Source organism: Terrisphaera buseokensis (assembly GCF_047521145.2).
GTDB lineage: Bacteria > Verrucomicrobiota > Verrucomicrobiia > Opitutales > Opitutaceae > ER46.
This window is the reverse complement of record NZ_CM134186.1, coordinates 4745520-4771180: the sequence shown is the minus strand read 5'-3', so window position 1 is coordinate 4771180 and position 25661 is coordinate 4745520. Positions and strand designations below refer to the sequence as shown.

Below are 25661 nucleotides of genomic sequence, written 5' to 3'. Positions count from 1 at the left end.
GGCTGCAGTTGAACCGAGGCTGCTTTAGAGATTCCAGCGGATGCCGAACGTGGCGGCCCAATCAGTGTACTCGTTGTAGTCGGGTCGCGTGCGCTCGTTGCCGTTGTAGCCGTGACGGGGCTCGCTGAGGGCATTCTGGACCTCTACAAAAATCGTGAACTTTCGGCCCACCTTGTAGCTCGCGGTGAGGTCGAGTTCGGTGCTCGGTGCCTCGTAGCGCGCGAGCGCGATCGGGTTGTCGGTGGCGAGTTCGAACAGCGTGGTGCTGCGCTGGTGCACGGAGGCGCGCAGGCGGAGCGCGTGCTTCTCGTAGTAGACGCTCACGTTAACCGTGTCCCGAACCTGGTCGAAGAGCGGAATCTTCACGCCGGCGAGCCGGGGCAGGCCGGTGTCGAGCGACGAGTCGGCGTAGGTGTAGTTGAACGTGACGCCGAGGCCATCGAAAGGCGCGGGCAGGAAGCGGAGTTGCTGGTCGTACGCGAACTCGAGGCCGGTGAGTTTGCCGCCGCGCGCGTTGCGTTCCTGCGTGACGCTGGTGTTCGGATCGCCCTCGAAGAGCTCGATCTGCGTGGAGCGAAAGACATTATTTTTGAAATCCTTGTGGAAGGCGCCGAGCGAGACGTAGCCGACGCTGCCGAGGTAGTATTCGGCCGAGAGATCGAAGTTGCGCGACGAGACGCGCTTCAGATCGATGTTGCCGCGGCTCACGGTGTCGCTGGTGGTGGAAACCGTGGCGCGCGGATTGAGCTGGTTGAACGTGGGGCGCGCGATCGCCTCCGTGTAGGCGGCGCGCAGCACGAGGTTCTTCGACTGATCGAACCGCAGGTGCAGCGCCGGCGTGACGTCCGTATAGTCGCGTTTGGGCGCGATCCGCTCCGGGAGGCCGTTGACCACTTTGAAGGTCTTGAACTCGATCGTCGTCTGCTCGAGGCGCACGCCACCGAGGACGGTGAGTCGGCCCGACCTTAACTGTGCTTCGCCAAAGCCCGCGGCGACATCCTCCGTTGCGCGGTAGTCGTCGATCTGGCTGTTGAGCACGTTGCTGGCCGTCGGCACGAGCAGGCCGCGGGCGATGAGCAGTTCGCCGGTGTCCCGGACTTTTCTCGGATCGAGAAAGTAGCCGTAGTCGTAGTGGCCATCAGCAGTCGCGCCGTCCTTGGCTCCGTAGTTCGCGAGCAGCGAGCCGATGTCGGACTGGCCCGTGTAGCCGAGCAGATTCCAGGACGAGTTGGCATTGAAGCTTCGCGCCGTGGCATCGCGGTCACGCGTCTTGGTCCGAAATTTTCCGCCGGCCTTCAGCCAGCCTGGCAGATCGGCCAGCGTGAGGGCACGTTTCAGATTGAAGGCGGTGTTCCACTCCTTGTCGGTCGAGTCGCGCGTGCCGCGCACGAGGCTGCGCAATGTGTAGGCGCCGGCACCGAGTGGAGTCAGCCGGTCGAGGCTGGTGGTGATGGTGGGAAAGCGGGCGTTGCCGGGCGTGATGCTGTAGGCGTTGGTCGAGGTGGCGTTTTGAAACTGGGCTTGGAGGGCGGTGTTCAGGCCGCCGTCGAATTCGCCCTGATTGTAGCCGATGCGGTAGTCGGCCGTGAACGCGCCGAGGCGGGATTCGCCATCGAGGGTCAGCGTGGCCGTGCTTTGTTTCTCGTCGAAGTCGCGGACTTCCTTTCGGACGGTGTTGTTGCGCGCGGAAACGCTGGTGTAGGTGTCTTCGGTGACGATGGGCGTCGCCGTCAGCGCGGCGGTCGCAACGTTGAGCGGAAAGAAGATCTGCTGGCGTTGGCGGCCGCGGTTGGTTTCACGGGCGTTGTAGCCGGCGAACAGCCGGAAACGGTGGTCGGCGGCGGGACGAAATTCGAGGGAGCCGTTCGCGCCGCGATTGGACATGTCGTCGAAGTAGTGTTGGAGCACGAACGAATCCATGGCGTACGGCGAGGCCGCCGTGCCGGCGCCGTTCCAACCGGTGGTGCTGTTGCGCTGTTTGACGAAGGCGCGATCGCGATAGCTGGCGGAAAGCGAAAGGCCCCACTCGCGATTCGCGCCGAAACGATCGGAGACGTTGACGGCCGCTTCGTGGGTCGGGTTTTCGTACGGATAGCCGTAGTAGCTCGAAAGCAGCGAGGAGTAGCCCAGCGCGGCCTTGATCGAGGCGGTGCGGCCGTTGTGGCTGAAGGCGCTGCGGGTCTTGATGTCGACTGCGCCGCCGAGCGAGTCGGCGTCTTGATCGGGACGCAGGGCCTTCGACACTTCGATTTGATCGGCGGTGTCGGAAGAGATCACATCGAGCGGCACCCGGCGCGTGATGCCGTCGAAGTCCGTGACGTTGACCCGCATGCCATTCACCGTGACCGCATTGAAATCGGCGGTCATGCCGCGCACGGTGACATAGCGGCCTTCGCTGCCGCCGGTGTCGCGATCCGTTTCCACCGTGACGCCCGGCAGCCGTTTCACGGCGTCAGCGATGTTCTTGTCCGGAAACTGGCCCGAGAAATCCGCCGAAATGATCTGCGTGAGATTCTGGGCGGAACGTTGCTGATTGAGCGCGCGGGCCTGGCCCGTGCGCGTGCTCTCCACGGTGACGGCGGCGAGCGAGAGAACCGGGTCGCCCATTGAAATCTCGATCCGCACGGGAGTGGCGGACGAAGGCGGCAGGGTGACGGTCTGGGATTTGGGCGGCAGTCCCAGGTAGTCGAGGACGAGGAGGTAGTCGCCCGGCGCACCCGCGAGGGTGAACTCGCCGTTGGCGTCCGTGGCGCCCTGCAATGCCGGCGCGCCGGTCTTCGTGGGGGTGAGCGTGACCGTGGCACCGCGCAGGACGCTCTGCGTGGTCGCGTCGATGACGCGCCCGGAAAGGGTGGAGACGACGGCGGAGGACTGCGCAGACGCAGCCGGGATGGTCGCGGCGGCAACTCCGAAGGCGGCAAGAAGCAGGACAAAAGGCGAAAGAACCCTGCGCGGGAAGCGATGCATGGTGTGGGCAGTGTAGCAGGAAGCGGGGCTGTCTGCGTACCACCTAGGGCGTATTGGGTGCATACGCTCGCAGCGGGCCTTAGGCGTGGAGGGTGAGGGACGAGGGGCGAACAGTCTGGTAGAGAGGAAAGCTCACGCCATGCCCGTGCCGGCCCCTGCAACCGTAAAATCAATTCACCGGTGTGAGGGGAAAGATGGATACGTCGACCGGCAGCGCGGCGAGCACCGAAGCCGGCTCGCCCGCCAAGTGGAATCCAGCCTGTCGGGCCGGTTCCGGCGACAACGCGGTGACCCGGGGTACGTAGACGCGATACGGCTGGTGATGCACGCGACCGGAGTAGAGCCGACCATCCTGGTCGGCGGTGAAAAGCAGATAGCGCTCGACGAGAAAGAATTCGAGCGAGCCCGGCGCGACGCACGCGGCCTCCTCACGCGGAGTCCAGGCATAGCGGCAAAGCGGCGCAGCCTTCTCCTGCCGCTGGCACTCGTAGTGCAGCGTACCGCCGTGCCACGAGGCCGCGATGCGGGCATGGAAATAAGGCAGATGGAAGAAGCGCCGCGCGATCGCGATGGCCCGGTTGCAATCGAGGGAGTAGAACCAGACGCCTGGCCGCCCGGCCGCATCATGAACGTAGGTGCGAACGTTGAGTTCGAGAAACCACGACAGCCACGGCATCGGAGGCAGCCAGGCCGGGCGAATGCGCTCCATCGCAAAGGGGACGATCCCGAGATACGCCGCACCGGCAAACCGGTCCACAAAGAGGCCGCGGGGGAGAGTGGCCTGCACCGCCTCGGCGTCGACCACCCAGTGCGCGAAGAGCAACTGGTTCCAGCGCTGCCGGCCGACGCGGCGGCCGGTGGGACGTTGCTGCAAGGCGGAGCGCTGAGCGTCGGTCGGAGCCCGGACTTCGGAGTCGTTCGAAGCTGGGCGCATGTCAGTCAGGCTGGTCAAGACGCCGGTAACCGAGCGCGAGTGAAGGTGCCGACCGACTATCGAATCTGAGGAGGGACCACCGCACGCACCGGAATGTGAACTTCAAAGCGCTTGAGAAAACCGGGCGTGAACGGACCGTTCCAATACACCGCGTAGGGCGCACCTGCGGCCTCGACGTCCTTTCGCTCGGATAACCAGGCAACCAGGCGATCACGCGTTTTGGCGAAGTTTTGCGCCGAGTAGCTGCCGCGGGCGCCGAGACTGGCCACCCAACGCTCCGGAATTTGCACCACTTCGACGTCGCCCGTGCTGCCGGCTACTTTTGCCGCCTCGCTTTGTGCCACCCAGAAATACATCTCCGCGCCTTCGATTTTCGCCTCCACGGGTGTCGTCATGGCGATGTCATGCGACGAAATGTATCTGAACAATGGGCCGAAGAGCCGGTTCGATTGGTCGAAGTAGTTTCCCTTGGCGGAGGCTTTGAGCAGTACTCCGGCCGGCAGCGTCTTCAATTCTGCTGCGTCGACCGGGGAGGGAGGAAACGCCTGTTCAGTGGCCATGGCGGATGACAAGAGGGCGAGCAGCAGGAAGATTCGTTTCATCGGGCGAGGTGACGGCAGGCACGGGAGTTCAAGGATAAGGCAGGGAAACCGAATCCGCAATGGATCCGTTTCCGCCCATGCAACGCGCCGAGGTGCGCGACGGATGCATTCAATCCCAATCGCCCTTTGCCTTTGGACTTTGGCCGTGGCTACGAGCGCCAGCGAGTGGACGTTCGGCCACTCGCTGGCGCTCGTAGCCACGATCGATCCAGAAAAGGGCGGGTACTTCTGACGGGGCTGCGCCCCAGAACGACGAGAGAGGGTTGAGCAGGAAGCCAGGAAGCCATGAGAGCGTGCTTCAACGCTTGAGTCCGGACTTCTGTACACGTGGTCTGATTCTTCCGGGTTTCCTGGCTTCCTGCTCAAACACTGCCTGGTGTGGGCGCAACCGCCGGTTTGGTTTCCTGCGCGAGGGCAACGGCGGCGAGGATGGCGAGCGCGATGCCGGCGCTTTCGAGCGCGCCGATTTTTTCTCCGAGGAAGATCAACGCGAGCACGATCGTGACCAGCGGTTGCACCGCGGCGGCCAGCGTCGTGACGATGGCCGCTTTGCCGTCGTAGCGGTAAGCGGCGAAGGCGGCGATGACGCCGAAACTGTTGAGCGCACCGGCGGCGAGTCCGGACCAGACCATCGCGGCGGACATGTCCCAGTTGAGGGGTTTAAAGAGGACGATGCCGATGGCGATCGGGACAAAGGCGGCGCACCAGGCGAGGTAGGACATCTCCGCGGAAACGTGATTGGTGGAGACCTTTTGCGTCGCGCTGAAGACGCCCCAGCACACCATCGCGCCGAGCGAGTAGAGCATCCACGGCGTCAGGCTGATGCGGCGCAGCATTCCCATGGGATCGCCGAGATTCTTTGCCTCGCCGCTGAGCAGGATGATCGCAGCGACGGAGAGCACAATCCCGAGGCCTTGGACGAGGTTGAGCCGTTCCTTGAACCCCACGCAGGCGATGACGAGGGTGACCAGCGGATAGATGTTGGTGAGCGGGACCGCGATGGCGGTTTCCGCGCCGGCTTCGAGCGCCAGGTAGAAGAAGATGTTTCCCGCGGCTGCGATGAGGCCGGAGACGAAGCCCCAGAAAAGACCGCGCGGTTTGTTGGTACCGGTGCGGACGTTTTTCGAGCGGGCGGCAAAGATCACCGACGGCACGAGCGCAAACGTGAACAGCAGTTGCGTCATCCAGCCGGAGAGTTCGCGACTCGGGCCCTTCGAGAGGACGCCCCAGATGCCCCAGCAGGTGGCCGCGACGAGGGCGTAGAGCAGCCAGGGCGGAACGCGTGCAGGCTTCGCGTTGGACGACATGGTTGAAGAAGGTGGGAGCTGAATCAGGCGACGACTGTGATTTTGGTGGCGCGCTCAAAGCGGCCGGGTTCGCGGCCAGCCAGCGCGGCGAGCGCAAGGGAGAGCATCTGTACGGGCAGCATTTCCACCACGGGACGCAGGTGCGCGGGCAACGCGGGCAACTGGAACGGTCCGGGTGCGGTGTTTTCGGCGACGAGCGCCGCTCGGCCGCCGGCGCCGCGGATGTCGCGCACGAGCGCCTCGTTCAGCGCGACGGTCGCGGCGTCACCCGCGAAAACGAGCGCGAAGAGACCGGGGCTGACCATTTCGAGCGGACCGTGCCGAAAGGCCGGGCTGCTCATGCCCTCGGCGTGAAAGCGCGTCGACTCCTTCACGATGAGCGCTCCGGTTCCGACGGCGGCAAGCGACGCGCCGCGCCCGGTGAGGAACAGATGCCGAAGACCGGTGAATTCGCGGGCGAGGTGCGTGACGTGGTCCGGCCACGCGGCGAGATAGGACGCGATGGCAGGTGCGGCCTGGGCGAGCTCGGTGTGGAGCGCGCCGAGCTCATCACCACCCAACGCGCAGCCCAGCCACTCCAGCGCCACGAGCGTGGCGAGGTAGGTCTTGCAAGAGACGGAGTACTCGGTGCCCGCGCGCAGCGGCACGACGAAGTCGGTCCGGGTGGCGAGCGGAGAGTCAGGGGTGTTGGTGATGCCAATCACGCAGGGGCGCGACGGGCGCCCGCCGATGAGGTTAAGCAGCTGGAGCGTTTCGGCGCTGCGGCCGGATTGAGACACGGCGACCACCAGCGTGCGGGCATCGAGCAGATCGGATTGGCCGTGGACGAGCTCAGAGGTCTCCACCATCAGGGCGGTTCGGCCGGTGCGGGTGAGGCGAAGTTGGAGGGGATGGAGCGCGTGCAGCGAGGAGCCCATGCCCGTGAGCACGATGCGCTCGGACGAAAGCGCGCGGGCGGGCAGCGGGGGCAGCGTGCGCAGCGCGGCGACGGTATCGGCCACGGCCTGCGGTTGGGCGAGAAGGTCGCGCAGATACGCGCCTTCGAGGACGGAAAGATCGACGGACATGAAGTGGAAATTATTTTGGCGCGAGGCGATAAGTCTGGAGCTGTTGCCGCGCGAAATCCATGGGCAGCGCGCCGTCGGCCGTGAGCGCAACCGGATCGAGGTCGGTCTCGACATGGCTCGTGCGCTGCACCGACCCGAGACCGGAAGTGAGAGTGAGATTCGCCGTGACCGGCGCGTCGGAGACGTTCCACAGCCGGGCGATGATGCCGCGGTGCATGCCTTCCTCGGCCGGCTTCACCGCCCACAGGAGAACATTCGGGTCGCTGACCCTGAGCAGCGAAAAGGTGTCCGCAGGAAACGGACCCTTGTCGTCGCCCATGAGGGCGCCGGTGACGAACGGGTTCTGGTGCTCGAGCGCGAATCTCATCGCGGCGGCCGGATCGTATCCGCCGTGTGGACGCAGGGCGAAGCGCTGGAGAAAGTGCGTCGCACCATTTTGCGCGCGGATGCCCAGGCTGGAACCGTCGACCTGACCACCGGCGAGCACGTTGATCTGCGGCGTCGTGGAATCGAGCGCCGTGATCGTGCTGCGGCCGAGTCTGGCGAAAGCGAGATCGGGATTGGACAGCGTGACGCCGCTACGGCCGTCGCCCGCCGTGATGTCGGCGAAATGATTCAGCGTGACGTAGTCGTAGCGCGCGTGGGTGGTCGCGTAGGCACCGCCGTCGGTGGTGAGTTTGTTCAGGTTGATGGCGCCCACTTCCTCGGTGCGGACCGAGGGAGAGGGGAGATTGAAGCTGAAGGCCCAGTGACGGACGTCGCCGAAGTTGGCGGTGATCTCGTTGCGCACGTCGATGCGTTCGGAATCACGGTAGAGCGTGATCGCGGTGGTGTGGTCGAGGCCGGCCTCGCTGCGCGCGCGGAGCGTGACGGACACCGGACCGGCGTTTTCGATCCGGAGCGTTTCGCCCTCCGCGGAGTGGGGCGCGAGATCGTTGAGCGCGAGACCGTCGATGGTGGCGGCGAGTTCGGTCGCGGCGTGGCGGCGGTCGATCAGACTGCTGATGGCGCCGTCGCGCTCGACGACCAGTTTCACGGCGGCGTTGGCGAAGGAGTGCGTACCGTCGGCGCCGGGCGTCGCGGTCGCGACGGCGTCGGTGGGCGCCGTGCCGGTGCCGGGCAGGATTTCATAGACCTTGTAGCCGGCGGAAGGCACGTCGCTCGCAAGGATGCGGAGGTGACGCGCACCGGAGAGTCGCACGATTTGGTGCGGGACGTCCCGCCCCGTCGCGACATCGCGCACGTGGATGTCGGCGGAGCCGTTGTAGGAATGATCGGCGGCGCCGGTGCGCGACCAGCCGAGGGAATTGAGCACGAAGAACCGGTTGGCTTTGTCGGGCCGCGGGATGAGACCACCGAGGCGGATGACGGCTTCGGCCTGGATCGAGTTCACATAGGACTCGATCCCGGTGACGACTTCCTCCTGCCAGGCGGCGCGCTGGCCGCGCGAGATCGGGCCGTCGGCGGTCCAGTTGTGTTCCCAGAAGAGGCCGATGTTCGTGAAGGCACGATCGCGGGCGGAGGTATGGCGGCGCATGAAGTCGGGAAACTTCAGGCTGACGAGAGTGGCGAGGAATTCGGCGGTGCGGAGCTTTTCCACCGCGCGTTTCGCCCGCGCGGAGGTTTCCGCCATCGAGGCGGAGTAGAGATCCCACTCGTTGCCGTACGTGACGGTCTTGGCGGGCAACGTGGCGCCGTGGGAGCGTTCGAAGTCGGCAAAGTAGTCGAGCTCGTTGGAGACGATCACCTGGCGAGCGGGCGTCGATTGCTGCTGGGCGATCACATGGAAGTGATCGACGTGGGGCGAGGAGACGATCTTGTGCAGTCCCGGCACGCCGGGGACCTCCGGCGGCGGCGTCACGCCCGTCTTGCGCGCGAGGTCGTCGCCGCCGTAACCGAAGAGACCGACCACGCGGTAGGGTTGTCGGGTAACCGGATCGACGTGGCGACGGAGGAAACCGGCGTCGGTCGCGGCGTAGGCCAGCGCTTGCAGCGGATCGCCGGCCTCCCAGTAGCCGCCGACATTGTGCGCACCTAGCGAATACCATTTAAGCAGAACGCCCTGCCCGTCGTAACCGGTCCAGCGATACACCTCATGCTCGCGCTCGCCGAGGATGCGGTTGGGCAGCTTGCTCGCACAGCCACAGACGCCGCGCCAACTGTAGCGCGCGCCTGAACCGGCGAAGAGCGAGGCGAGGCCGAGCGGGAGCGTCTGGTTCTCCATCGCGATCGCGAGCGGGAAGCGGACTCCGTGCGCGCGTTCGATCCGACCGGCGTAGTACATCCCGCGCAGGACGGCTTCGATGGGCTGACCGCCGAAGGTGGATACGACGGTGTTGAGCGGAAAGCTGATCGTGCCGTCCTTGATGCGGGCGATCAGCCGATCAAATTCGGCGGGAGACTTTCGCTGCTGGTAGGTGGCGAGCCAGAGACTGCCGTCGGCGTTGAAGCGGTGGCGGTAGGGCGGGGGATTGGCGGCGGTCGCGTCGGCAAGGTTCAGATGCCAGTCGAGCATCTCGACAAACACGTTCGCGTAGGTGTCGGCGTCGGCTGTCCACATGAAGTCAGTGTGGTCGTCGTTCGCGAGGTAGACGCGGGTTGGCTCGGCCGCGGCGAGGGTGTGCGCTCCGAGTCCGAGGAGGATCACGGCACCGCCGAGCGCGCGCCGCGGAAGGAGCAAGGGGGAGCATTTCAGGAGCCCGACGATCGCGTGAAGAGGGATACGAATCATCGAGAGTTTGACGGCGAAGCTCGCGGGCGGAGGGGGAACCGAAATCTTCCGGCCGCGGCCCGGTCGAGGCGCGAGGGCGGGGATCGGCGGACGGATCCTATCGCAACACGACGTTTCGCCAGAGGGCGTTGCCGGCGGTGCGGTTGGGGACGAAGACGCGCTGGTAGAGACGCAGGGTGGTTTCGCGGCCGGCGAACTCAGCGAGGTCGATGTCGACCGTGCGCCATGCACGCTCCGCGGTCGTCGAGCTGATGACGTCCTTGAAGAGGACCTTGTTGTTGGCGTAGACGGTGAGTTCCCAGGCGCGACCGGGTTCGCTGCCGGCTTCGAACGTGAGACGCGGCGTCGCGCCGAGCGTGGTCGTGCGACGCAGAAGACAGGCGCGGACTTCGTCGCGCGGATAGGTGGCGAGGATGTCGCCCTCGAGACAGGTGATGCCGCGGATGCCGGCCATGCCGCCGCCGGCTCCGCCGAAGCCGGCGCGTTCGAGCGTCCAGTCGGCGTTCCAGAAGCGCGTGAGATCGGCGAGGACGAAGCGTTCGGCGGGTTGGGGCGCGACGGTCTGGGCCGGGATCCGGATGGTGTCGCCAGCGGCGGAGGCACGCTCGGCGAGCAGGATTTTTTCGCCGATGACGGCGGTGCGGCGGGCGAGTTCGCTGATGCTTTCGTCCACGGGCGGGGTGAATTCCTTCACGCTGCCCATGCCCGTGCCGACGATGCGATCGTTGAACTGCGCGACGAGCGCGGCGGGCAGCGCTTTCATGCCGTGCATGGCGCCGAGGACGGCGGCGGCGTTGGCGCCGTTGCAGTCGGAGTCCGAGAAATCGGCGGCCCGCGCGATGAGGTTCATCGTGGTCCAGAAATCCCCGCGGCCGAACCAGAGACCCGCGGCAACGAGGCCGCCGTTGGAGACGGCGTTGTTGGTGGCCGGATACTCGGCGTGCCAGCGGTCTTCAACGGCGTGAACGATTTCGTCGAAAGACTTTCCCGCATCGGCGAGCGTGATGACCTGCTCGATGCTCTGGCGGTAAGGCGAGCTGGGATCGAGAATTTTGACTGCGTCGCGGACGACTCGCTGCGGGTCCTGGGTGGTGAAGCCGAGGCTGATGGCGGCGGCGGTGAAGACGGCGCCGTCGGTCCCTTCGGCGTAGCCGTTGATGTGACCGAAGGCGCGCGCCATGCGACCGGCCACGTTCGGCAGGCCGGGCGCAAGGGCTCCGTAAAGATCGCTGCTGAATTGCGGACCGAGCGTGAACCAGAGTTTGTTGTAGCGGGGATGGCCGAGGTCGGCGCCCTTCAGCCCCTTGGCGAGATTGAGGCGCGCTTGTTCGCTGGAGCCCCATGAACCGCAGCGATTCTCGGCCCACTGCGCTCCCAGTTGCTCGACGGTCAGGCCGATGCCGTGTTTCTCGAACGCGCGCAACGCGGCCATCTCGTAATACCAGTCGTCGTCAACCGGCGCGAACGTGGCGGGCTTGCCGGCCCATTTCATCGGCAGGTTTTCGATCGGAACGACCGAGGCGGTGCGGTGCTCGAACTCGAGGAGGACCAGCACCGCGATGATCTGTCCGGTCCAGATCGCCTGCACGCGGTCGGTGTAGTCGGCGCGCGTGAGCACAAGGTCCGCGCGCGCAGGCGTGACGACGGCGAGAACGCCCAGCAGGAAGCAAACGGTAACGCTTTTCATGGAGGGAATATGGGCGACCCCGGCCACGCCTGCCGTGATCGGAGTCGCTATTAAGTCTGCGTTCCTCTGGGCCGTGGTCAAAAGCTGAACGAATTGCTGAGGTACCAACGCCGTTCGGGCGCGAGGCGGACGGCCGCGGGTGAGCCGTCAGGCTGCGCGGTGATCGCGATCGTCTGGTCGTCGCCGATGACGTTGCGGACGTTGAGCTGCACTTTCCAATCGATGCGCTGGTTCCAAATCCTGCGGCTGTAACTGACCCAGCCGTCGACGTTGGTTTCGCCCGGGGCGAAGTAGGGTTTGGCCCGATCAATGAAGACGGAGCCGGTGGACGTGTAGCTCGTCGGGTAGCCAATGCCGACCTTGTCCTGCCAGCGCACGCCGGTGCCGACGCCAAAGCCGTTCAGGAACGTTTCGCGGCCGAAGCTGTAGCTCGTGACGAGATTCACGCGGTACTTGCGGATCTCCGGACTGCTCACGCCCTCGGCGGCAAGGATGCTGGCGAAGGGCACGTCGACATTCGCGAAGACGTATTGGGCGACGGTCTGCTCACCGGCGCCCGCATCGAGCGAAGTAACTCTCCCCGTGACCGGATCGGTGGGGAAGGTGTAGCCGGTCGCGGAACCGAGGCGGGGACGGTTGGCCAGCCGGTCGAGCACCGGGCGCATGCGGGCGATCAGTTCGCGGGTGCCGGGCGCGATGTTGCTCTGCACGGTTTGGTTTTTGGCGAAGTTCACCAGGATGCGCCAGTTTCGCGTGGGATTGTAGACGACATCGACCTCGGTGCCCTTCGCGACGTAGTTGGCGGTGTCACTGTAGCTGGGCAGCTGCGTGAACGTGAGGGCATAGTTCTGCGTCGCGGGACTGCCGGTGTAGGCGAACCGGTTGAGCGTTTGCCAGCCGGCGGGAAACGGACTCAGGAGCAAGTCGACGTCCGCCTGGCGCGAGGCGTTGGGATTGCGGTTGATTTCCGCGACCCAGGCACCGGCCGTCTGCAGGACGACATTGTTGATCATCTGGCTGAGCGGCGCGATGCGGCCGATGTTCGCGTCCTGGATCTTGGTTTCATAGTGGTTGAGGCGGACGTTGAAGCGGTTGTCGAGGAACGAGAAATTCAACCCGTACTCGCGCGTCGTGCCTTTCGGCGAAGGCAGGAGTTCGCCATAGGCGTTGGTGTTGGAACCATTGGGCGTGAAGTTTTCCGAGATGTTGTTGAAGACACTCACGTCCATGTTTTTTGGCAGACGCAGCCACTTCTGCGGCCAGCGGACGACGACACTGTAGCTCTTCACTTCCTTGCCGGCCGCGAACAACGGCGTCTTGGGGAGCGTGAACTCGTTGAAGTCGCGCTCGACGCGGGAGACGTTGGCGAGTCCCTCCGGCGTCACGCCCGTGGGAATGGAGAACAGCTGGAAGTAATCTTCGTCCCGGCGGATGCCGACATTGGTGACGACGAGGTCGTCGAACCAATAGCTCATCAGATTGGCCGCCTTCGATTTGATCACGTCGCGCGAATAGTTGCCGTTGCGAAAGGTCTGGCGGAGTTCCCACGGCACCGTACCGACCTTCGCCTGGGCCGGGTCGCCGGCGGGAGCGAGAAAGAAGGTGGAGTCGGCCCGAACCGTACCGGTGAGCGGCGCGGAGGAGATCGGTTCGAGTTTGAGCGGATTGTTGTTCCCAATCACCGAGGGCCCGATGTAGGCGACGAGTTTGGCGAGCCGGTTGAAGCCGTAGGGATCAACGCTGGTGAACCCTTCATACTCGCCGAAGAAGGTGAGCTTGCTCTGGACATTGAGCTGATCGAGCTGAGTGCGTTCGCCGAGAATGGTGGCGGTGTGCTTGCCGAGCCATTTGCCCAGCGTGGGCGAGACATCCTTGAAGTCGTAGCGCAGGTACGCGGTGCCGCGCATCGCTTCACGTTCGCGCCGGTTCTGGTTGAAGATGGCCTGGGCGGAATCGACGTAGGGGCGGCCGACGTTGGGATTCGGGCGGCCGTCGGGGAGAAACAGATTCGGATCGATGCGGATGTGGTTCGCGTTCGCCTGGGTCGAAACGTAGTTGTTGCGGTTCTTGCGCTCGAGGGACTCGGCGAAATAGGCGAGCTCGACGCCCACGCGATCCTTCCACGCGCGCTGTTCGAGCGAGACCGTGAAGTTGCGGAAGGTATCATTCTGCCGGCCGGTTTCATCGAGTTGCCGGCGGGCAAAATCGAACGCGCTGAAATCGGTGAAGCCTTGTGACTTCAGGCCGGCCGGCACGCGGTTGTCGGCAAAGAAGGCGGCCGGCATCTCGAAGATGTTGCGCGTTTCGTAGAACGCCTGGCCGTCGTCGGCGCTGTCGCGATTGAAGACCGGATCGAAGACCGTCCGGCGAATGGTGTTCAACGTGAGCGAACCGGTGCCGGTAACGGGGCTCGAGCCGGGAGTGGCCTGGAAGCCGAGGCCGAGTGCGCCGTTTCCGGCGGTGGGATTGGCGACCGGAAAGACCAGTGTGTTGAAGATCTGCTGCGAGCCAATGTAGAAGCCGCGAAACTGCTGGGCCGGAGTGGTGCCCGGGATGTTGCCCGCGGAACTTTGCGCCGCCGCACTTGGATTGCGGGCGGGGTCGTCATAGAACGTCCAGTCGAATGCCTTTCGATCGCCGTCAAACCACGGCTTGGTGCTGTTGAAGGGCAGGACAGAGAACGGGCGGTTGGCCTTGGTGTGGCCGGTTTCAAAATTGCCGCGGATGACCGTGCTGCGGAAGGGTTCGAACGTGAGTGCTCCGTAGAGACGCTGCTTGGTCTCAAAGGCGGGACGCTGGTCGTAGCGCTCGCGGTCATCCAGGGCGGCGAGGCGCACGGCGAGTTTGCGCGGAATCAGCACGCGGTTGAAATCGAAACTCGCGCGCGTGCTGTCGTTGTCGCCGTAGCGGAACTCGGTGCGGTTGGAGTTACGCCGCGGGTCCGCCTGCAGCAGCGTGGTGTCGACGACGCCCGAGGGGCTGGCGACGCCGAAGAGGATGGCGTTGGGCCCGCGGTTTACGGTCACGGCGCTGGTATTGTAGCCATCGATCGCAACCTCCGACACGAAGAAGCCGCGCGTGTAGGTCGGACCGGCGAGACCGCGGGCGCGCGTGCCGCCCTGCGGGGCGTTGCGCACGCTGTCGCCGACGACGTTGGTCTCGGTGATGTTGTTGCCCGCACCGTTGGAAAAATTTCCGCCAGGACCGGCCGCTTCCATGCCGGTGGCGTAGATCAGGAGTTCATTGGCGTTCGTCGCGCCGATGTCGTTGAGAAAATCCTTCGTGTAGACGGAAATGGAGGCACCGAGGTCCTTGATGGGCGTGTTGAGCCGCGAGCCGGCGAGCGTCGACGTCGCCTGATAGCCGGTGTCTCGATCGCTCTGAACGGTGAACGGACTCAGCATCACGGCGTCGGTGCGACCGGACGGTGTGACTTCTGCCGGGATGGCGTCCTTGCGGGCGGTCGGAGTGGGCGAACTGGCAGCGGGCGCGATCTGGGCCTCGACGGCGCTGACGGCGAACAAACCGGTGGCAACGGCCACCAGATAGTGGGGAGGTAGTTTCATGGGTGCGGGGTGGGAGCGGACTACAGGCAAACAGGGCAAGCGCTTGCCTATTGAGAGGGAGAGGTCGGGCAAGCAGATTCACGCCGGGATCTCTGTCTTACGTGCAAACGCCTGCCTGTGACCCGGGTGCAGGTGAGTCCGGGGGCGGGCGCGGAACGGAGGCCGACGGCTCAGGGCGTCCGCAAAGGGCGGGCCGGGCCGGTGGATTCCCGGATGACCAGATCGGTCGCAAGTTCCGATGCCACGCCGGAGCGACGGGGCGACTCCAGCATGGAGTGGAGTATATCCAGCGCGAGGATACCCAGCTGCTCGCGTGGAATTCGCACGGTGGTGAGCGGCGGATGGGAGATGGCGGCGAGCGGAATGTCGTCGGCCCCAACCACCGAGATATCCCTGGGGACGCTCAGCCCGCATCTGAAGAACGCGCGCATCGCGCCGAGCGCGGTGAGGTCGTTGCTGCACAGGACGGCGGTCGGCGGTTCCGCCAGGGTGAGCAATCGGGACGCGGCTTCGGCCCCGCTCTCGGCGTCATTGTTGCCCTCGATCACGTGCAATTTCAGTCCGAGTTTTTTCAGTTCGCTTTCGACGGCCGTGCGGTAGCCGGAGTGCGACGCGCGATGCTGCGGGCCTGCGATCAGCGCGAACCGGCGGTGGTTCAGGGTATGGAGATAACGCACGGCCTCGCCCGCGCCCTTGGCGTAGTCGAGCCGGAGGTTGCTCTTGCGCGGACCGGGACCATCTGAATCCAGAAAGACCGAGACGATGCCGTGTTCGGCCAGATGCTGGGCCATGGCGGAATCCACCCGCGAGGTCATGACGGCTACGCCCGGGGATTTGTTCTCGATCATCCGCCGGAAGACGTGCTCGGTGCGGGCCGGGTCGTAGTTGGTCGAGCAGAGCAACACTTCGTATCCTTTCGCGAGCGCGGCGGTTTCGAACGACTTGATCAGGCCGGGGTAAAACGGGTTCTCGATATTTGAAATCACGAGCCCGAGGAAATCACTGCGGCCGCGGGCCAGGCGGCGCGCGTGGGAGTCGCGATGAAAGTTCAACTCGCGCACCGCCTGTTCAACGCGAGCGCGGGTTTCCGGTTCGACGAATTTGGTGCCGTTGAGCACGCGGGAAACGGTGGACTCGGCCACCCCGCAGCGTTTCGCCACGTCCTTCATCGTCGACTTCGTCGGCTTCGTCGGCTTCTTCATCGTGCGCAGAGCTAGGCCGGGCGGAATGACAGCGCAAACTCCAATGGACTCACGGCCGACGCGGTTGCCATGGAATTCCCGTGGCAGCGGACGGTGGTCACGCGGTCCCGCCGGCGAGGATCTCGGTCCTCGCGGTTGGAACGAGAAACGCACCGCGTCCGGCGTCGGCGAAAAAGCTATGATGAGCCTTCGGCAACTATGGACGCTGGCCGAAGCACGCGTCGTTTTCGACGACTTCCGTCACGACTATAATACGTAGCCTGGGATTGCCTCCCACACCATCATCCACTACATCAACCCACGTCTCTGCCTGGCATCAAAGGTGGAACCGTTCCGGCGCCCTTCTCAATCTCATATTTGACGTTGGCCAACGCGAATGACCGCGGATCATAACAACCTTCGTGGGCGATAACGCATGAGAGCAGTCGTGTATAAAAGATATGGGCCGCCCGAGGTTCTTCAATTGACCGAGGTCGAAAAGCCCACGCCCAAGAACAATGAAGTCCTGATAAAAACCCATGCGACCACGGTGACCTCCGCGGACTGGAGGGTGCGAAGTCTCAATGTGCCCGTCGGCTTCGGGTTCATCTCGCGTTTATTTTTTGGCGTCGCAAGGCCAAGGCAACCGATACTGGGAACAGAGATCGCCGGCGAAATTGAATCCGTCGGCAAGGACGTCAGCCAATTCAAGGCGGGCGACCGGGTTTTTGCCCTGAGCGATACGAGCATGGGTTGTCATGCGGAGTACAAATGCATGCCCGCAGACGGGGCGGTGGCACTAAAGCCGCCCAATCTGACCTATGATGAAGCGGCCGCGCTATCGTTTGGTGGAACCACGGCGTTGGATTTCTTCAGAAGAGGAAAGCTGCGGAGCGGAGAAAGCGTACTCGTCAATGGCGCTTCCGGAGCGGTTGGCACGGCGGCGGTGCAGCTGGCCCGGTACTTCGGGGCTGACGTGACCGGGTTGTGCAGTTCCGCGAACGTCGAGTTAGTCAGGTCTCTGGGTGCCAGTCAGGTCATCGACTACACGAAAGAGGACTTCACGCAGAAGGGTGAATCCTATGACATCATCGTCGATACAGCCGGCACGGCCCCGTACTCACGTTGCAAGGCTTCGTTGAAAAAAGGAGGACGCCTCCTTCTGGTTTTGGGTGGGCTGCCGGACATGCTGCAGATTCCATGGGTGTCGATGACGAGCAGCAAGCAGGTCATTGCTGGACCGGCGGCCGGGCGCCCGGAGGATTTGCGCTTTCTCGCGGGGCTGGCTGAGGCAGGAGCGTTCAAGCCGGTCATCGATCGGCGCTATCGGTTCGAGCAGATCGTCGAGGCTCATCGCTACGTCGACACCGGGCGCAAGAAGGGAAATGTCATCATCACTCTGGAGCGTGACGATTGAATCTCGGAGTGATCGTACGGGTTCGGTCCTCTGATCGCTGACGAGTGCTCAACGAAATACTCGCAATCTCAGTTAGCACCGCACCGCGGGCCGGTGCCCTGCGTGGTACGTTTCCATCGCTGGCGCTCGTAGCCACGGCCAAAGTCCAAAGGCAAAGGGCGATTGGTATAACAGCCAGACCCCATCTGATTCACCGTGGTGCTGGGTGAAAACGCGTTCGTTTGTGGTCGGGTGAACCCATCTTTCCCTCTCAATCAGGCGATAGCGGCCCGCGCAAAAAAAGCCCGCTTCACTGGCTGAAGCGGGCGATGAAACCGTTGGGGAATTCCTTACCTCAGGTTCTGATCAAAGAACGCCGCGATCGCGTCGAAGGGGATTTTTCCCACGCGGTCGTAGAGATCGACATGGCTGGCCCCGGGAATGATTAACAGCTCCTTCGGCTCGGCCGCAGCGGCGTAGGCGGTTTCGCTGAAGTAGCGCGAGTGGGCCTTTTCGCCGTGGATGAACAGAATCGGGCGCGGCGAGATTTCCGCGATGTAGGTCAGGAGGGGCATGTTCATGAACGACAGCGGAGTCGTGAGCGACCAAGAGGCGTTGGAATTGACCGCACGGGGATGGAAGCCGCGCGGGGTTTTGTAGTAGTCGTGATAATCCACGAGGAACTGCGCCTCGCCGCCCTTCAATTCATTCATGGCCGGACCATAAACGGGCGCTCCCTTTTCGGCGTCCTGCCAACGCTGCCGACTCATCTCCTCCAAGATTTGAGTGCGCTGTGCGAGGGTCACGCGGTCGTTGTAGCCTTTCGACATCACCCGGGTCATGTCATACATGGTGCTCGTCACTACCGCCTTGATGCGCTTGTCCACCGCAGTGGCGTTGAGGGCCATGCCGCCCCAGCCGCAAATGCCAATGATGCCGATGCGATTGCGATCCACGAGGGGGTTCAGGCCGAGGAAATCCACGGCTGCGCTGAAGTCCTCCGTGTTGATGTCGGGCGATGCGATGTTGCGCGGCTCGCCGCTGCTCTCGCCGGTATAGGACGGATCAAAGGCCAACGCCACGAAACCGTGTGCGGCCATCGTGTTGGCATACAGACCCGAGGACTGCTCCTTGACTGCCCCGAAGGGGCCACTGACCGCCAGCGCGGGCAGTTTTTTGCCCGCATGAATTTTCGGCAGGTAGAGGTCGCCGGTCAGCCGAATGCCGTAGCGGTTGACGAACGACACCTTTTGCCGCGTGACCTTGTCACTCAGCGGGAACGTGTAGTGCTCGGAATTTTCTGCGGTGTTCATGCATTTGGCGGATGGGTTGGAGGACGTGTCCTGGGCGAAGGCCTGGCCTGCGCACAAAGCGAGGCCGGCGGTCAGTGAGGGAATGAGTTTCGATCGCTTCATGGTTGAAGCCGGACGATACACGGACTGTCGCCGGCGTGCGCGCCGCGCCTTGCTTGACCTTTAGTCCTGTTGCTCGAATCGGCGGTCAGATGGCGACCGCGTGGAGCGCCGCCGCCGTCAGCGTTGACGGCGATACTCGCTCGGCGTCATCCGCGTCTCGCGGCGGAAAACCTGCGCGAAATGGCTGGCGCTCGAGAATCCGACATCGAGCGCGATGGCGATCACGCTCTCGTGGGTCTCGCGCAGACGCCGCCGGGCTTCGTTCATGCGGCCGCTCATTTGATACTTCGCCGGTCCCACGCCGGTGGCCTGCTTGAAGAGGCGATGGAAATGAAACTTGCTCAAGCCCGCCATCGTCGCGAGTCGGTCCAGATCGAATTCCTCGTCGAGGTGCGCCTCGATCCAGTCGGTCACCTGCTTGAGTTTGAAGCCCGGAAGCGCCGCACTCTCTGCTGCGGGATTTTGTGGCAGCTCCGCATAGTGACGGGCGAGATGAGTGGCGATGAGTTGCGCCAATCCCTGCACGCGCAGCACGCTGGCGCGGCGGGCCATCAATTCCTGGCGCACGCTCTCCATCATCCAGCTGAGGTCGGGATCGGTGAAGGCAGAGAGATCGCGCAGCTGCACTTTCGAGGCTTTGGCGCCAAATACCTCCGCCATCGCTCGCCGCAGCAGAGGCAATTCGATGAAGACCATCATGGAAAGAAAGGGCTCGGGCGTCAGCGCTTTCCAACGGCACTCATAGGGGCCGCCTCCGGTGGTGAGAAAGAAAGAACCCTTCTTGATGCGATGCGTAACCCACGGACCGCTGCCTTCGCGTTCCTGGAACTCTGCTTCGCCTGAAAATGTCCAAGCCAGATAGGCCTCGCTCACTCCCGGCATCGACAGCGCTTCCGTTTCCCTCAGGGGCTGGGTGATCCAGGCTTTAAGGTCCCGCCACGCTTTGCCCCGACTTGGACGCAGCGACTTCGCTTTCGTGTAAGGCAGATAGGCTTCGGCCGAGGTTTTGTCGGGAATGGGCATCGCGGGAACTCTGACGCACCATGAAAACCTCGGCTGAAAGGTCAGCAGTAATGTAACGCCCCCGGGGATTTTCAGGAGTTCTCCGGCACCGGCGCTCCCCCTGCATCGCTCGTTGTCGTGCCAGCCCAACGCGGAAAAGCGAAGTCGTCGTCCCGGTGAGTGCGCGAACGGTCGTGCCCTTGTTCGAGTCGAGCAGCGGGTGATAACGAGGCCCTGACATCACGCGGGGAGACGAATGCTGTCGTTCACAGCAACCACACTACAGGCTGCGCAAGGCGGCGTAAGACGAATGCGGCGATGTGGGGTAGGGTAGGCAACACAAACGCGCACCTTGCGTCACATATTGCCTGATACACTCCCATGGAAACGAAGTCCCTTGCTCGCCGCACCTTCTTGAAATCAGCCGGCGTCGCCGTCCTCGCTTTGCCCGCGGTGCTTCGCGCGCAATCCACCAACCGCTCACTTCCACCACAAAACGCTCTCATGAAGATTGAAATCACCCGCACCGGCTCGAAGCCGTCCGTCAAAGGGCCGGCAGACTGGTTCACCGGGACCACTCGCATCGATCCGCTCTTTGAGCCGAACGAATCGGCGCGAGCCGGAGCGGCGCAGGTCACGTTTGAGCCTGGCGCGCGCACGGCCTGGCACACGCACCCGCTCGGTCAGAGGCTGATCGTCACGTCCGGCCTGGGGTGGGTGCAGGATGAAGGCGGACCCGTGCAGGAAATTCGTCCGGGCGATGTTATCTGGTTTCCGCCGGGACTGAGGCACTGGCACGGCGCGACGCCCACCACCGCGATGACGCATATCGCGATTCAAGAGCAGCTCAATGGCCGGGTCGTCGACTGGATGGAAAAGGTCAGTGACGAACAGTATCGCCTGTGACGACCGTCTCTCGTCCCGCGCGGTCCCGGAGAGACGCTCGATGAGCACCACGACTCCCATAATGAAGTCATTCATTTTTCTTCTGACGCTCGTTGCGGGTGGTTTTCCGACCTTTGCGGCGGAAATCGCCGGAAAGGCCGGCGCTGGCAAAGTTGCGGAATCTGGTGCCCCCGTCGCTCAACCCATGAAAATCACCATAGGCAAGCGGGTGTTCACCGCCACCCTGCAGGACAACGCTGCGGCCGTGGCGTTCAAGGCGATGTTGCCGTTGTCGCTGACCATGCATGACGTGAATCGCAACGAGAAGGCGTTCGACCTTCCGTCCGATCTTCCGACGGCCGACGCGAATCCACGCACGATCCGCACCGGTGACCTGATGCTCTGGAATTCCCGCACGGTGGTGCTCTTCTACCAGAGTTTTGCCACGTCCTACAGCGATACGAGACTCGGGCAAATGGACGATGCCTCCGGACTGGCTGCGGTGCTGGGTGCAGGGAGTGTAAAGGTCGCTTTTGAACTCAAGTGAACGGGAGGTGATCGCAGCCGCGGGGCTCCCCAATGCGGGCGAAATGGGGTTGCGTCAGGAATGCGGCTGTTCGGACGGGGTCTGCCTGTTACTTGCTACATGTAGGACAAGCGCGGATACGGACGAATCCGGACCGTTGCCCCCCCCTGAATTGGGTGGGGAAAGGGTGGCGGCGGCGTGGAGGCGGTGCGAACGATTGCGGCGCGGTCCCCGACGCCAAAGGCGCACGCGGGAAGGTTGAAATCGCGCTCGCGTTGCGGAAACGGAACGGCGTTCCCTGCGTTTGGATCTCCCGGTCGCTGGTCATCGGCTCAACCAACGCCGTGCGCGTCGCGGTTGGTCGACTCGCTAACCGGTAACAGGCAGACCCCCATCTGATTCGCCCGACGGCCAGCACCTATCCGGCCCGGGATCAGGGTTGCGCTGGCCGCGCCCACGCTGGCGGAGTCAGCGGGTCGAAGTCCTTGATCGCCGGAATCAGATAGAAGGCGGCGAGCACGATCACGGCGGCGCAAACCAGGTTGAGCCGCAGCCCCTGGCGCACCATGTCACCGACGGAGAGGGTGCCGGTGCTGAAGGCGATGGCGTTGTTGGGCGAGGCGCCGGGCATCATGAACGCACAGCTCGCGGCGAGCGTCGCTGGAATCATGACCAGAAAAGGATGCACCCCGAGGCCGCCCGCGAGCCCGGCGAGAATGGGCAGAAAGGCAGTGATCGTGGCGGAGTTGCTCATCATCTCCGAAACGGCGGTGATGATCACCACCACACCCACGACCACGAGCCACACCGGCACCCCGTGCATGATCTGCAACGCATCGCTGAGCCACCGGGTGACGCCGGTTTCCGTGAGGGCTGCCGACAGGCTGAGACTGCCGCCGAAGAAAATCAAAATGCCCCACGGGAGCTTCTCTGCGTCCTTCCACGTGAGCACGCTGGTTTGCAGGCGGCGGTCGAGCGGCGTGATGAACAGCAGCAGCGCGCCCACGATCGCGATCACGGCGTCATCGATCGGGGCGCCGATCAGCGCCGACCAGGTGTCGCTGAAAACCCAGCCCACGACGCAGAACGCAAACACGGCGGTGGTGACGACCTCGCCGGCGGTGAAGCGGCCGATCTTGCGGTATTCGTCCGCCATCATCCGGCTCAGCCCGGGCACCGCCGGAGCGCGGCGCAGCAGCGAGAAATACAGGAGCAGCCAGCAGCAGCCGAGCAGGAGCAACGCCACCGGGACGCCGAAGGCCATCCACTGCGCGAGGCTCAGGTTGACGCCGTAGGTCTTGGCGACGTACCCCTCCAGCACCGCGTTGGTCGGCGTGCCGATGAAGGTCGCCAGCCCGCCGAGGCAGGGGGCGTAGGCCACCGCGAGGACCAAAGCTTTCGTGCTGGACGGGGTCGCCGCGCTCCCCTGGCTGATCAACGCGGCGATGCTTACGGCCATCGGCATCATCACCATGGCGGTCGCGGTATTGCTCATCCACATACCCATGAAGGCGGTGACGAGGAGCAATCCGGCGAGCAGGCTCCCCAGATTCCAGCCGGCGTAGCGGAGCAGCCCCAGCCCGAGGCGCTCATGCACCCGCCATTTCTGAATGGCGATCGACAGGACAAAGCCGCCGAGGAACAGGAAGATGATGTCGGCCGCGAATCCCCCCGAGGCTTTCCGCAACGGCATGATGTTCATCAACGGCAGCACCACCAGCGGCAGCAGCGCCGTCACCGGCAGCGGGAGGGCCTCGGTGATCCACCACACGGCCATCCAGAGCGCGAGCCCGCAGACATGCCAGGCCGGCTGACTCATCCCTTCCGGGGACGGCACCAGAAAGGTCAGCAGGAACAAGCCTGCACCCACCCCCATTCCGATCTTCTTCAGGACCGGCGAGGTCTGATCGGCGTTAGCGGCGGAATGGGCGGGTGTGGCCATCGGAGGTCAGAAGAAAGTAAGCGCGGAGCCCGGCGGAGCAGCGCGAGGTGAGCTGCGCGGCCCAAGCCCGCCGGCTCGCGCGGCCAGGCGCATTTTCCCGGATATCTGCGGCCTTCATGCTCACAACTCCGCCGGCCAGGTGCGGCCGCGCCGCAGCCAATGCGTACGAAGCGTGGCGGCGTGGCGCTGCAGCACGATTTGGACGATCATGGCATCGTCGAGCAGCCCCACCTCCGGAACGGAATCGGGGATGCGATCGAATCCCTTCAGGAAATACAGCAACGCAAACGCCGCCTCCCGATGCGCCGGGGTGCCCCGAATTCCGTCGGTGCTGGCCTCGTCGAAGTACGTCGCCAGCAGTTCGAGCCGGCGCTGCAGGTCCCCGGATTCTTTCAGTGCGGCGATTTTTGCGTGCAGCGGCTTGCGCAGGTGTTGCAGGGCCATCACGGCTTCAGCGGTCACGTGGGCGGCCCCGCCATCAATATAAGTCGCGACGCCCGGAAGGTCATCGCGGGTGTTGGCCGAGAGATGCCGGTTGAGGGGTTCGGGAACGGAGATGTTTTTGGATTTAGCGACCATGGGTAGAAGGGCTGGAGGATGAAGGGACGACGGCCGGTCAGGGCCGCACCGGTGTGGGTGCGGTCGCGGCGGGCCGGGAAAAGGCAAGGGAAGCGGCAATGGACGACGCCAGGATGGCGCCGATGATGCCGAGCGACCACGTGATGGGGAACTTGCCGCCGAGGAGCTCGTTGAGCCACGCCATCTTCAGGCCCACGAAGATCAACACGAGGCCGAGACCGTATTTGAGGAAGCGAAACTTGTGCACCACGCCCGAGAGCAGGAAAAACATGGAGCGGAGTCCGAGGATCGCGAAGATGTTCGAGGTAAAGACCACGAGCGGCTCATTCGTGATGGCGAAAATCGCGGGCACGGAATCGACGGCGAAGATGATGTCGCTGAACTCGATTGCGGCCAGCGCCACGAGGAGCGGCGTGCCGTGGCGGACGCCCTTCTCCACGACGAAGAACTTCTGCCCTTCGAAGCGCGGCACGATCGGCACCCAGCGGCGGAGCAGGCGCAGTGCGGGGTTCTTCTCCGGGTCCATCGGCTTCTCGGGGGCAAAGAGAATCTTGAGCCCCGTGAGAATCAGGAAGCCGCCGAAGACCCAGATGACCCAGTCAAATTTCATCAGCACCGAGCCGAGCGCGATGAAGATCACCCGGAAGATCAGCGCGCCCAGGATGCCGTAGAACAACACCCGGTGCTGATACTGCGCGGGGATGCCGAAGAAGGTGAAGACGACGATGAAGACAAAGATGTTGTCCACCGACAGCGAGAGCTCGACGACGTAGCCGGTCAGAAACTCCAGCGCCGTGCGCTGCGCCAGCTCGGAGGCGGCCGCCGCCGTCACGCCCGCCTCGATCAGCCGCGGGTCCAGCGGCAGCTTCCACTCGGCGTAGCGCCAGAGCCCGAAGCAGAACACGAGTGAGAGCGTCGTCCACGCGATCGTCCAGCCCAGCGCTTCACGGAAGCCCACGACATGGGCATCGCGGTGAAACACGCCGAGATCGAGCGCGAGCAGCCCCAACACGCCCAGAGTGAAGAGCGCGTAGAACCACCAATAGTCGGCAAACGGAAAAAGAGACGGCATTGTAAGAGGAGTAAGACCAATCGCTCCTTGCTTTTGGATTTCTGGATCGATCGTGGCTACAAGCGCCAGCGAGTGGTTGTTCGGCCACTCGCTGGCGTTCGTAGCCACGGCTAAAGTCCAAAGGCAAAGAACGATTGGTATAAGGGATTACCACGCGCGCCCGGTGCGGGCCTTGGCCGGCTGCTGGAGCTGGCTGCTCAGCCGTCGGCGCCGGCGCGCCTGGCGCGCCACCACCTGTTCCTCCACTGCGGCGATCGCCTTCTGCACCGCCACCCGCAGGGTATGGTCGCAGGCGACGGCATGGATGTCGGGGCCGGGCACGCGAATCAAAATGTTCGCCTGGTAGCGCGGGCTGCCCTCGCGGTCGTCGTTGAGCCGGACCACGGCCTCATCGACGTGCTGGCGCTCCGCGAGCGCGACGAGACGGGCTTCAATGAGACGATCGAGCGCAACGGAGGTGCGCGTGTTGCCGGGCTCAAGAATGAGTTTCATGCGATCACTTTAGCCGACTTCCGCCGCTTCGACTAATACGCAGTTTGAGTCGGAACGTTAGGTTAAAGCTAAGGATAGCCCGGAGACTGGGCGGACGCGTTTCCCCAGCTCGTGACCCGGCAAATCCTGGAGCCGGTGTTCGCCCCGCCGCAGGTGGTCCACGTGATCTGCCGGGAGGGCAAGGTCGGGGACCTGCTCGCCCAGCTTGTGAGCCACCGGCCTGCCGCGCTGATGAAGGTCATGGCCTCCGGAAAACTCGGACGGGGCCGGCCTTCCTCAGCGTTCCAGCGGTTTTGTGGTTGTTAGGTCG

General features: G+C 64.0%; 18 protein-coding genes. 3 read left to right on the top strand and 15 right to left on the bottom strand.

Annotated features, from left to right (window positions below; translation table 11 throughout):
* Positions 1-24: 24 nt before the first annotated feature.
* The 9 genes from ACLJEU_RS17945 to ACLJEU_RS17905 form a co-directional block, all read right to left on the bottom strand.
* Positions 25-2967: a TonB-dependent receptor gene (locus ACLJEU_RS17945; protein ID WP_414660136.1), complete on the bottom strand. Its 2943-nt coding sequence runs from the start codon at positions 2965-2967 to the stop codon at positions 25-27.
* Positions 2968-3136: 169 nt separating this feature from the next.
* Positions 3137-3901, bottom strand: a complete 765-nt coding sequence (locus ACLJEU_RS17940) for a YqjF family protein (protein ID WP_414660137.1) — start codon at positions 3899-3901, stop codon at positions 3137-3139.
* A gap of 56 nt (positions 3902-3957) precedes the next feature.
* Positions 3958-4503, bottom strand: coding sequence for a heme-binding protein (locus ACLJEU_RS17935; RefSeq protein WP_414660138.1), 546 nt, complete (start codon positions 4501-4503; stop codon positions 3958-3960).
* Between the two features lie 362 nt (positions 4504-4865).
* Positions 4866-5810, bottom strand: a complete 945-nt coding sequence (locus ACLJEU_RS17930; RefSeq protein ID WP_414660139.1) for an EamA family transporter — start codon at positions 5808-5810, stop codon at positions 4866-4868.
* Positions 5811-5833: 23 nt separating this feature from the next.
* Positions 5834-6877, bottom strand: coding sequence for an SIS domain-containing protein (locus tag ACLJEU_RS17925; protein WP_414660140.1), 1044 nt, complete (start codon positions 6875-6877; stop codon positions 5834-5836).
* A 10-nt stretch (positions 6878-6887) separates the two neighbouring features.
* Complete coding sequence (locus ACLJEU_RS17920; RefSeq protein ID WP_414660141.1) at positions 6888-9557, bottom strand: glycoside hydrolase; 2670 nt, start codon at positions 9555-9557, stop codon at positions 6888-6890.
* A 148-nt stretch (positions 9558-9705) separates the two neighbouring features.
* Positions 9706-11376 (bottom strand): ADP-ribosylglycohydrolase family protein, encoded by a 1671-nt coding sequence (locus ACLJEU_RS17915; protein WP_414660142.1) that lies wholly within the window; start codon positions 11374-11376, stop codon positions 9706-9708.
* Positions 11373-14861: a hypothetical protein gene (locus ACLJEU_RS17910; RefSeq protein WP_414660143.1), complete on the bottom strand. Its 3489-nt coding sequence runs from the start codon at positions 14859-14861 to the stop codon at positions 11373-11375. Before ACLJEU_RS17910 ends, ACLJEU_RS17915 begins: the two co-directional genes overlap by 4 nt.
* A 170-nt stretch (positions 14862-15031) precedes the next feature.
* Positions 15032-16063 (bottom strand): LacI family DNA-binding transcriptional regulator, encoded by a 1032-nt coding sequence (locus tag ACLJEU_RS17905; protein WP_414660144.1) that lies wholly within the window; start codon positions 16061-16063, stop codon positions 15032-15034.
* Between the two features lie 415 nt (positions 16064-16478).
* Between ACLJEU_RS17905 and ACLJEU_RS17900 the strand changes: the two genes are divergently transcribed.
* Positions 16479-17459 carry an NAD(P)-dependent alcohol dehydrogenase gene (locus ACLJEU_RS17900; protein ID WP_414660145.1) on the top strand — a complete coding sequence of 327 codons (981 nt, stop codon included), beginning with the start codon at positions 16479-16481 and terminating at the stop codon, positions 17457-17459.
* A gap of 329 nt (positions 17460-17788) precedes the next feature.
* Here the strand turns inward: ACLJEU_RS17900 and ACLJEU_RS17895 are convergent, their stop codons facing one another.
* Together ACLJEU_RS17895 and ACLJEU_RS17890 are read right to left on the bottom strand one after the other, a co-directional pair.
* Positions 17789-18751 (bottom strand): alpha/beta hydrolase, encoded by a 963-nt coding sequence (locus ACLJEU_RS17895; protein ID WP_414661061.1) that lies wholly within the window; start codon positions 18749-18751, stop codon positions 17789-17791.
* A gap of 219 nt (positions 18752-18970) precedes the next feature.
* Positions 18971-20005, bottom strand: coding sequence for a helix-turn-helix domain-containing protein (locus tag ACLJEU_RS17890; RefSeq protein WP_414660146.1), 1035 nt, complete (start codon positions 20003-20005; stop codon positions 18971-18973).
* A 360-nt stretch (positions 20006-20365) separates the two neighbouring features.
* Here ACLJEU_RS17890 and ACLJEU_RS17885 point away from each other — a divergent pair, with 360 nt between their 5' ends.
* Both ACLJEU_RS17885 and ACLJEU_RS17880 read left to right on the top strand, forming a co-directional pair.
* Positions 20366-20761 carry a (R)-mandelonitrile lyase gene (locus ACLJEU_RS17885; RefSeq protein WP_414661062.1) on the top strand — a complete coding sequence of 132 codons (396 nt, stop codon included), beginning with the start codon at positions 20366-20368 and terminating at the stop codon, positions 20759-20761.
* Positions 20762-20822: 61 nt separating this feature from the next.
* A complete protein-coding gene (locus ACLJEU_RS17880; protein ID WP_414660147.1) occupies positions 20823-21287 on the top strand; it encodes a cyclophilin-like fold protein in 465 nt (154 codons plus the stop codon).
* 412 nt (positions 21288-21699) lie between these two features.
* On the opposite strand, the gene ACLJEU_RS17875 is transcribed toward ACLJEU_RS17880, so the two are convergent.
* From ACLJEU_RS17875 to ACLJEU_RS17860, 4 genes are all read right to left on the bottom strand, one after another.
* Positions 21700-23208 carry an SLC13 family permease gene (locus ACLJEU_RS17875; protein WP_414660148.1) on the bottom strand — a complete coding sequence of 503 codons (1509 nt, stop codon included), beginning with the start codon at positions 23206-23208 and terminating at the stop codon, positions 21700-21702.
* Positions 23209-23328: 120 nt separating this feature from the next.
* A complete protein-coding gene (locus ACLJEU_RS17870; RefSeq protein ID WP_414660149.1) occupies positions 23329-23787 on the bottom strand; it encodes a DUF1232 domain-containing protein in 459 nt (152 codons plus the stop codon).
* A 37-nt stretch (positions 23788-23824) separates the two neighbouring features.
* Positions 23825-24859, bottom strand: coding sequence for a TerC family protein (locus ACLJEU_RS17865; RefSeq protein WP_414660150.1), 1035 nt, complete (start codon positions 24857-24859; stop codon positions 23825-23827).
* A 147-nt stretch (positions 24860-25006) separates the two neighbouring features.
* On the bottom strand, positions 25007-25351 hold the full coding sequence (locus tag ACLJEU_RS17860; protein ID WP_414660151.1) for an HPF/RaiA family ribosome-associated protein: 345 nt from the start codon (positions 25349-25351) through the stop codon (positions 25007-25009).
* Between the last annotated feature and the right edge of the window lie 310 nt (positions 25352-25661).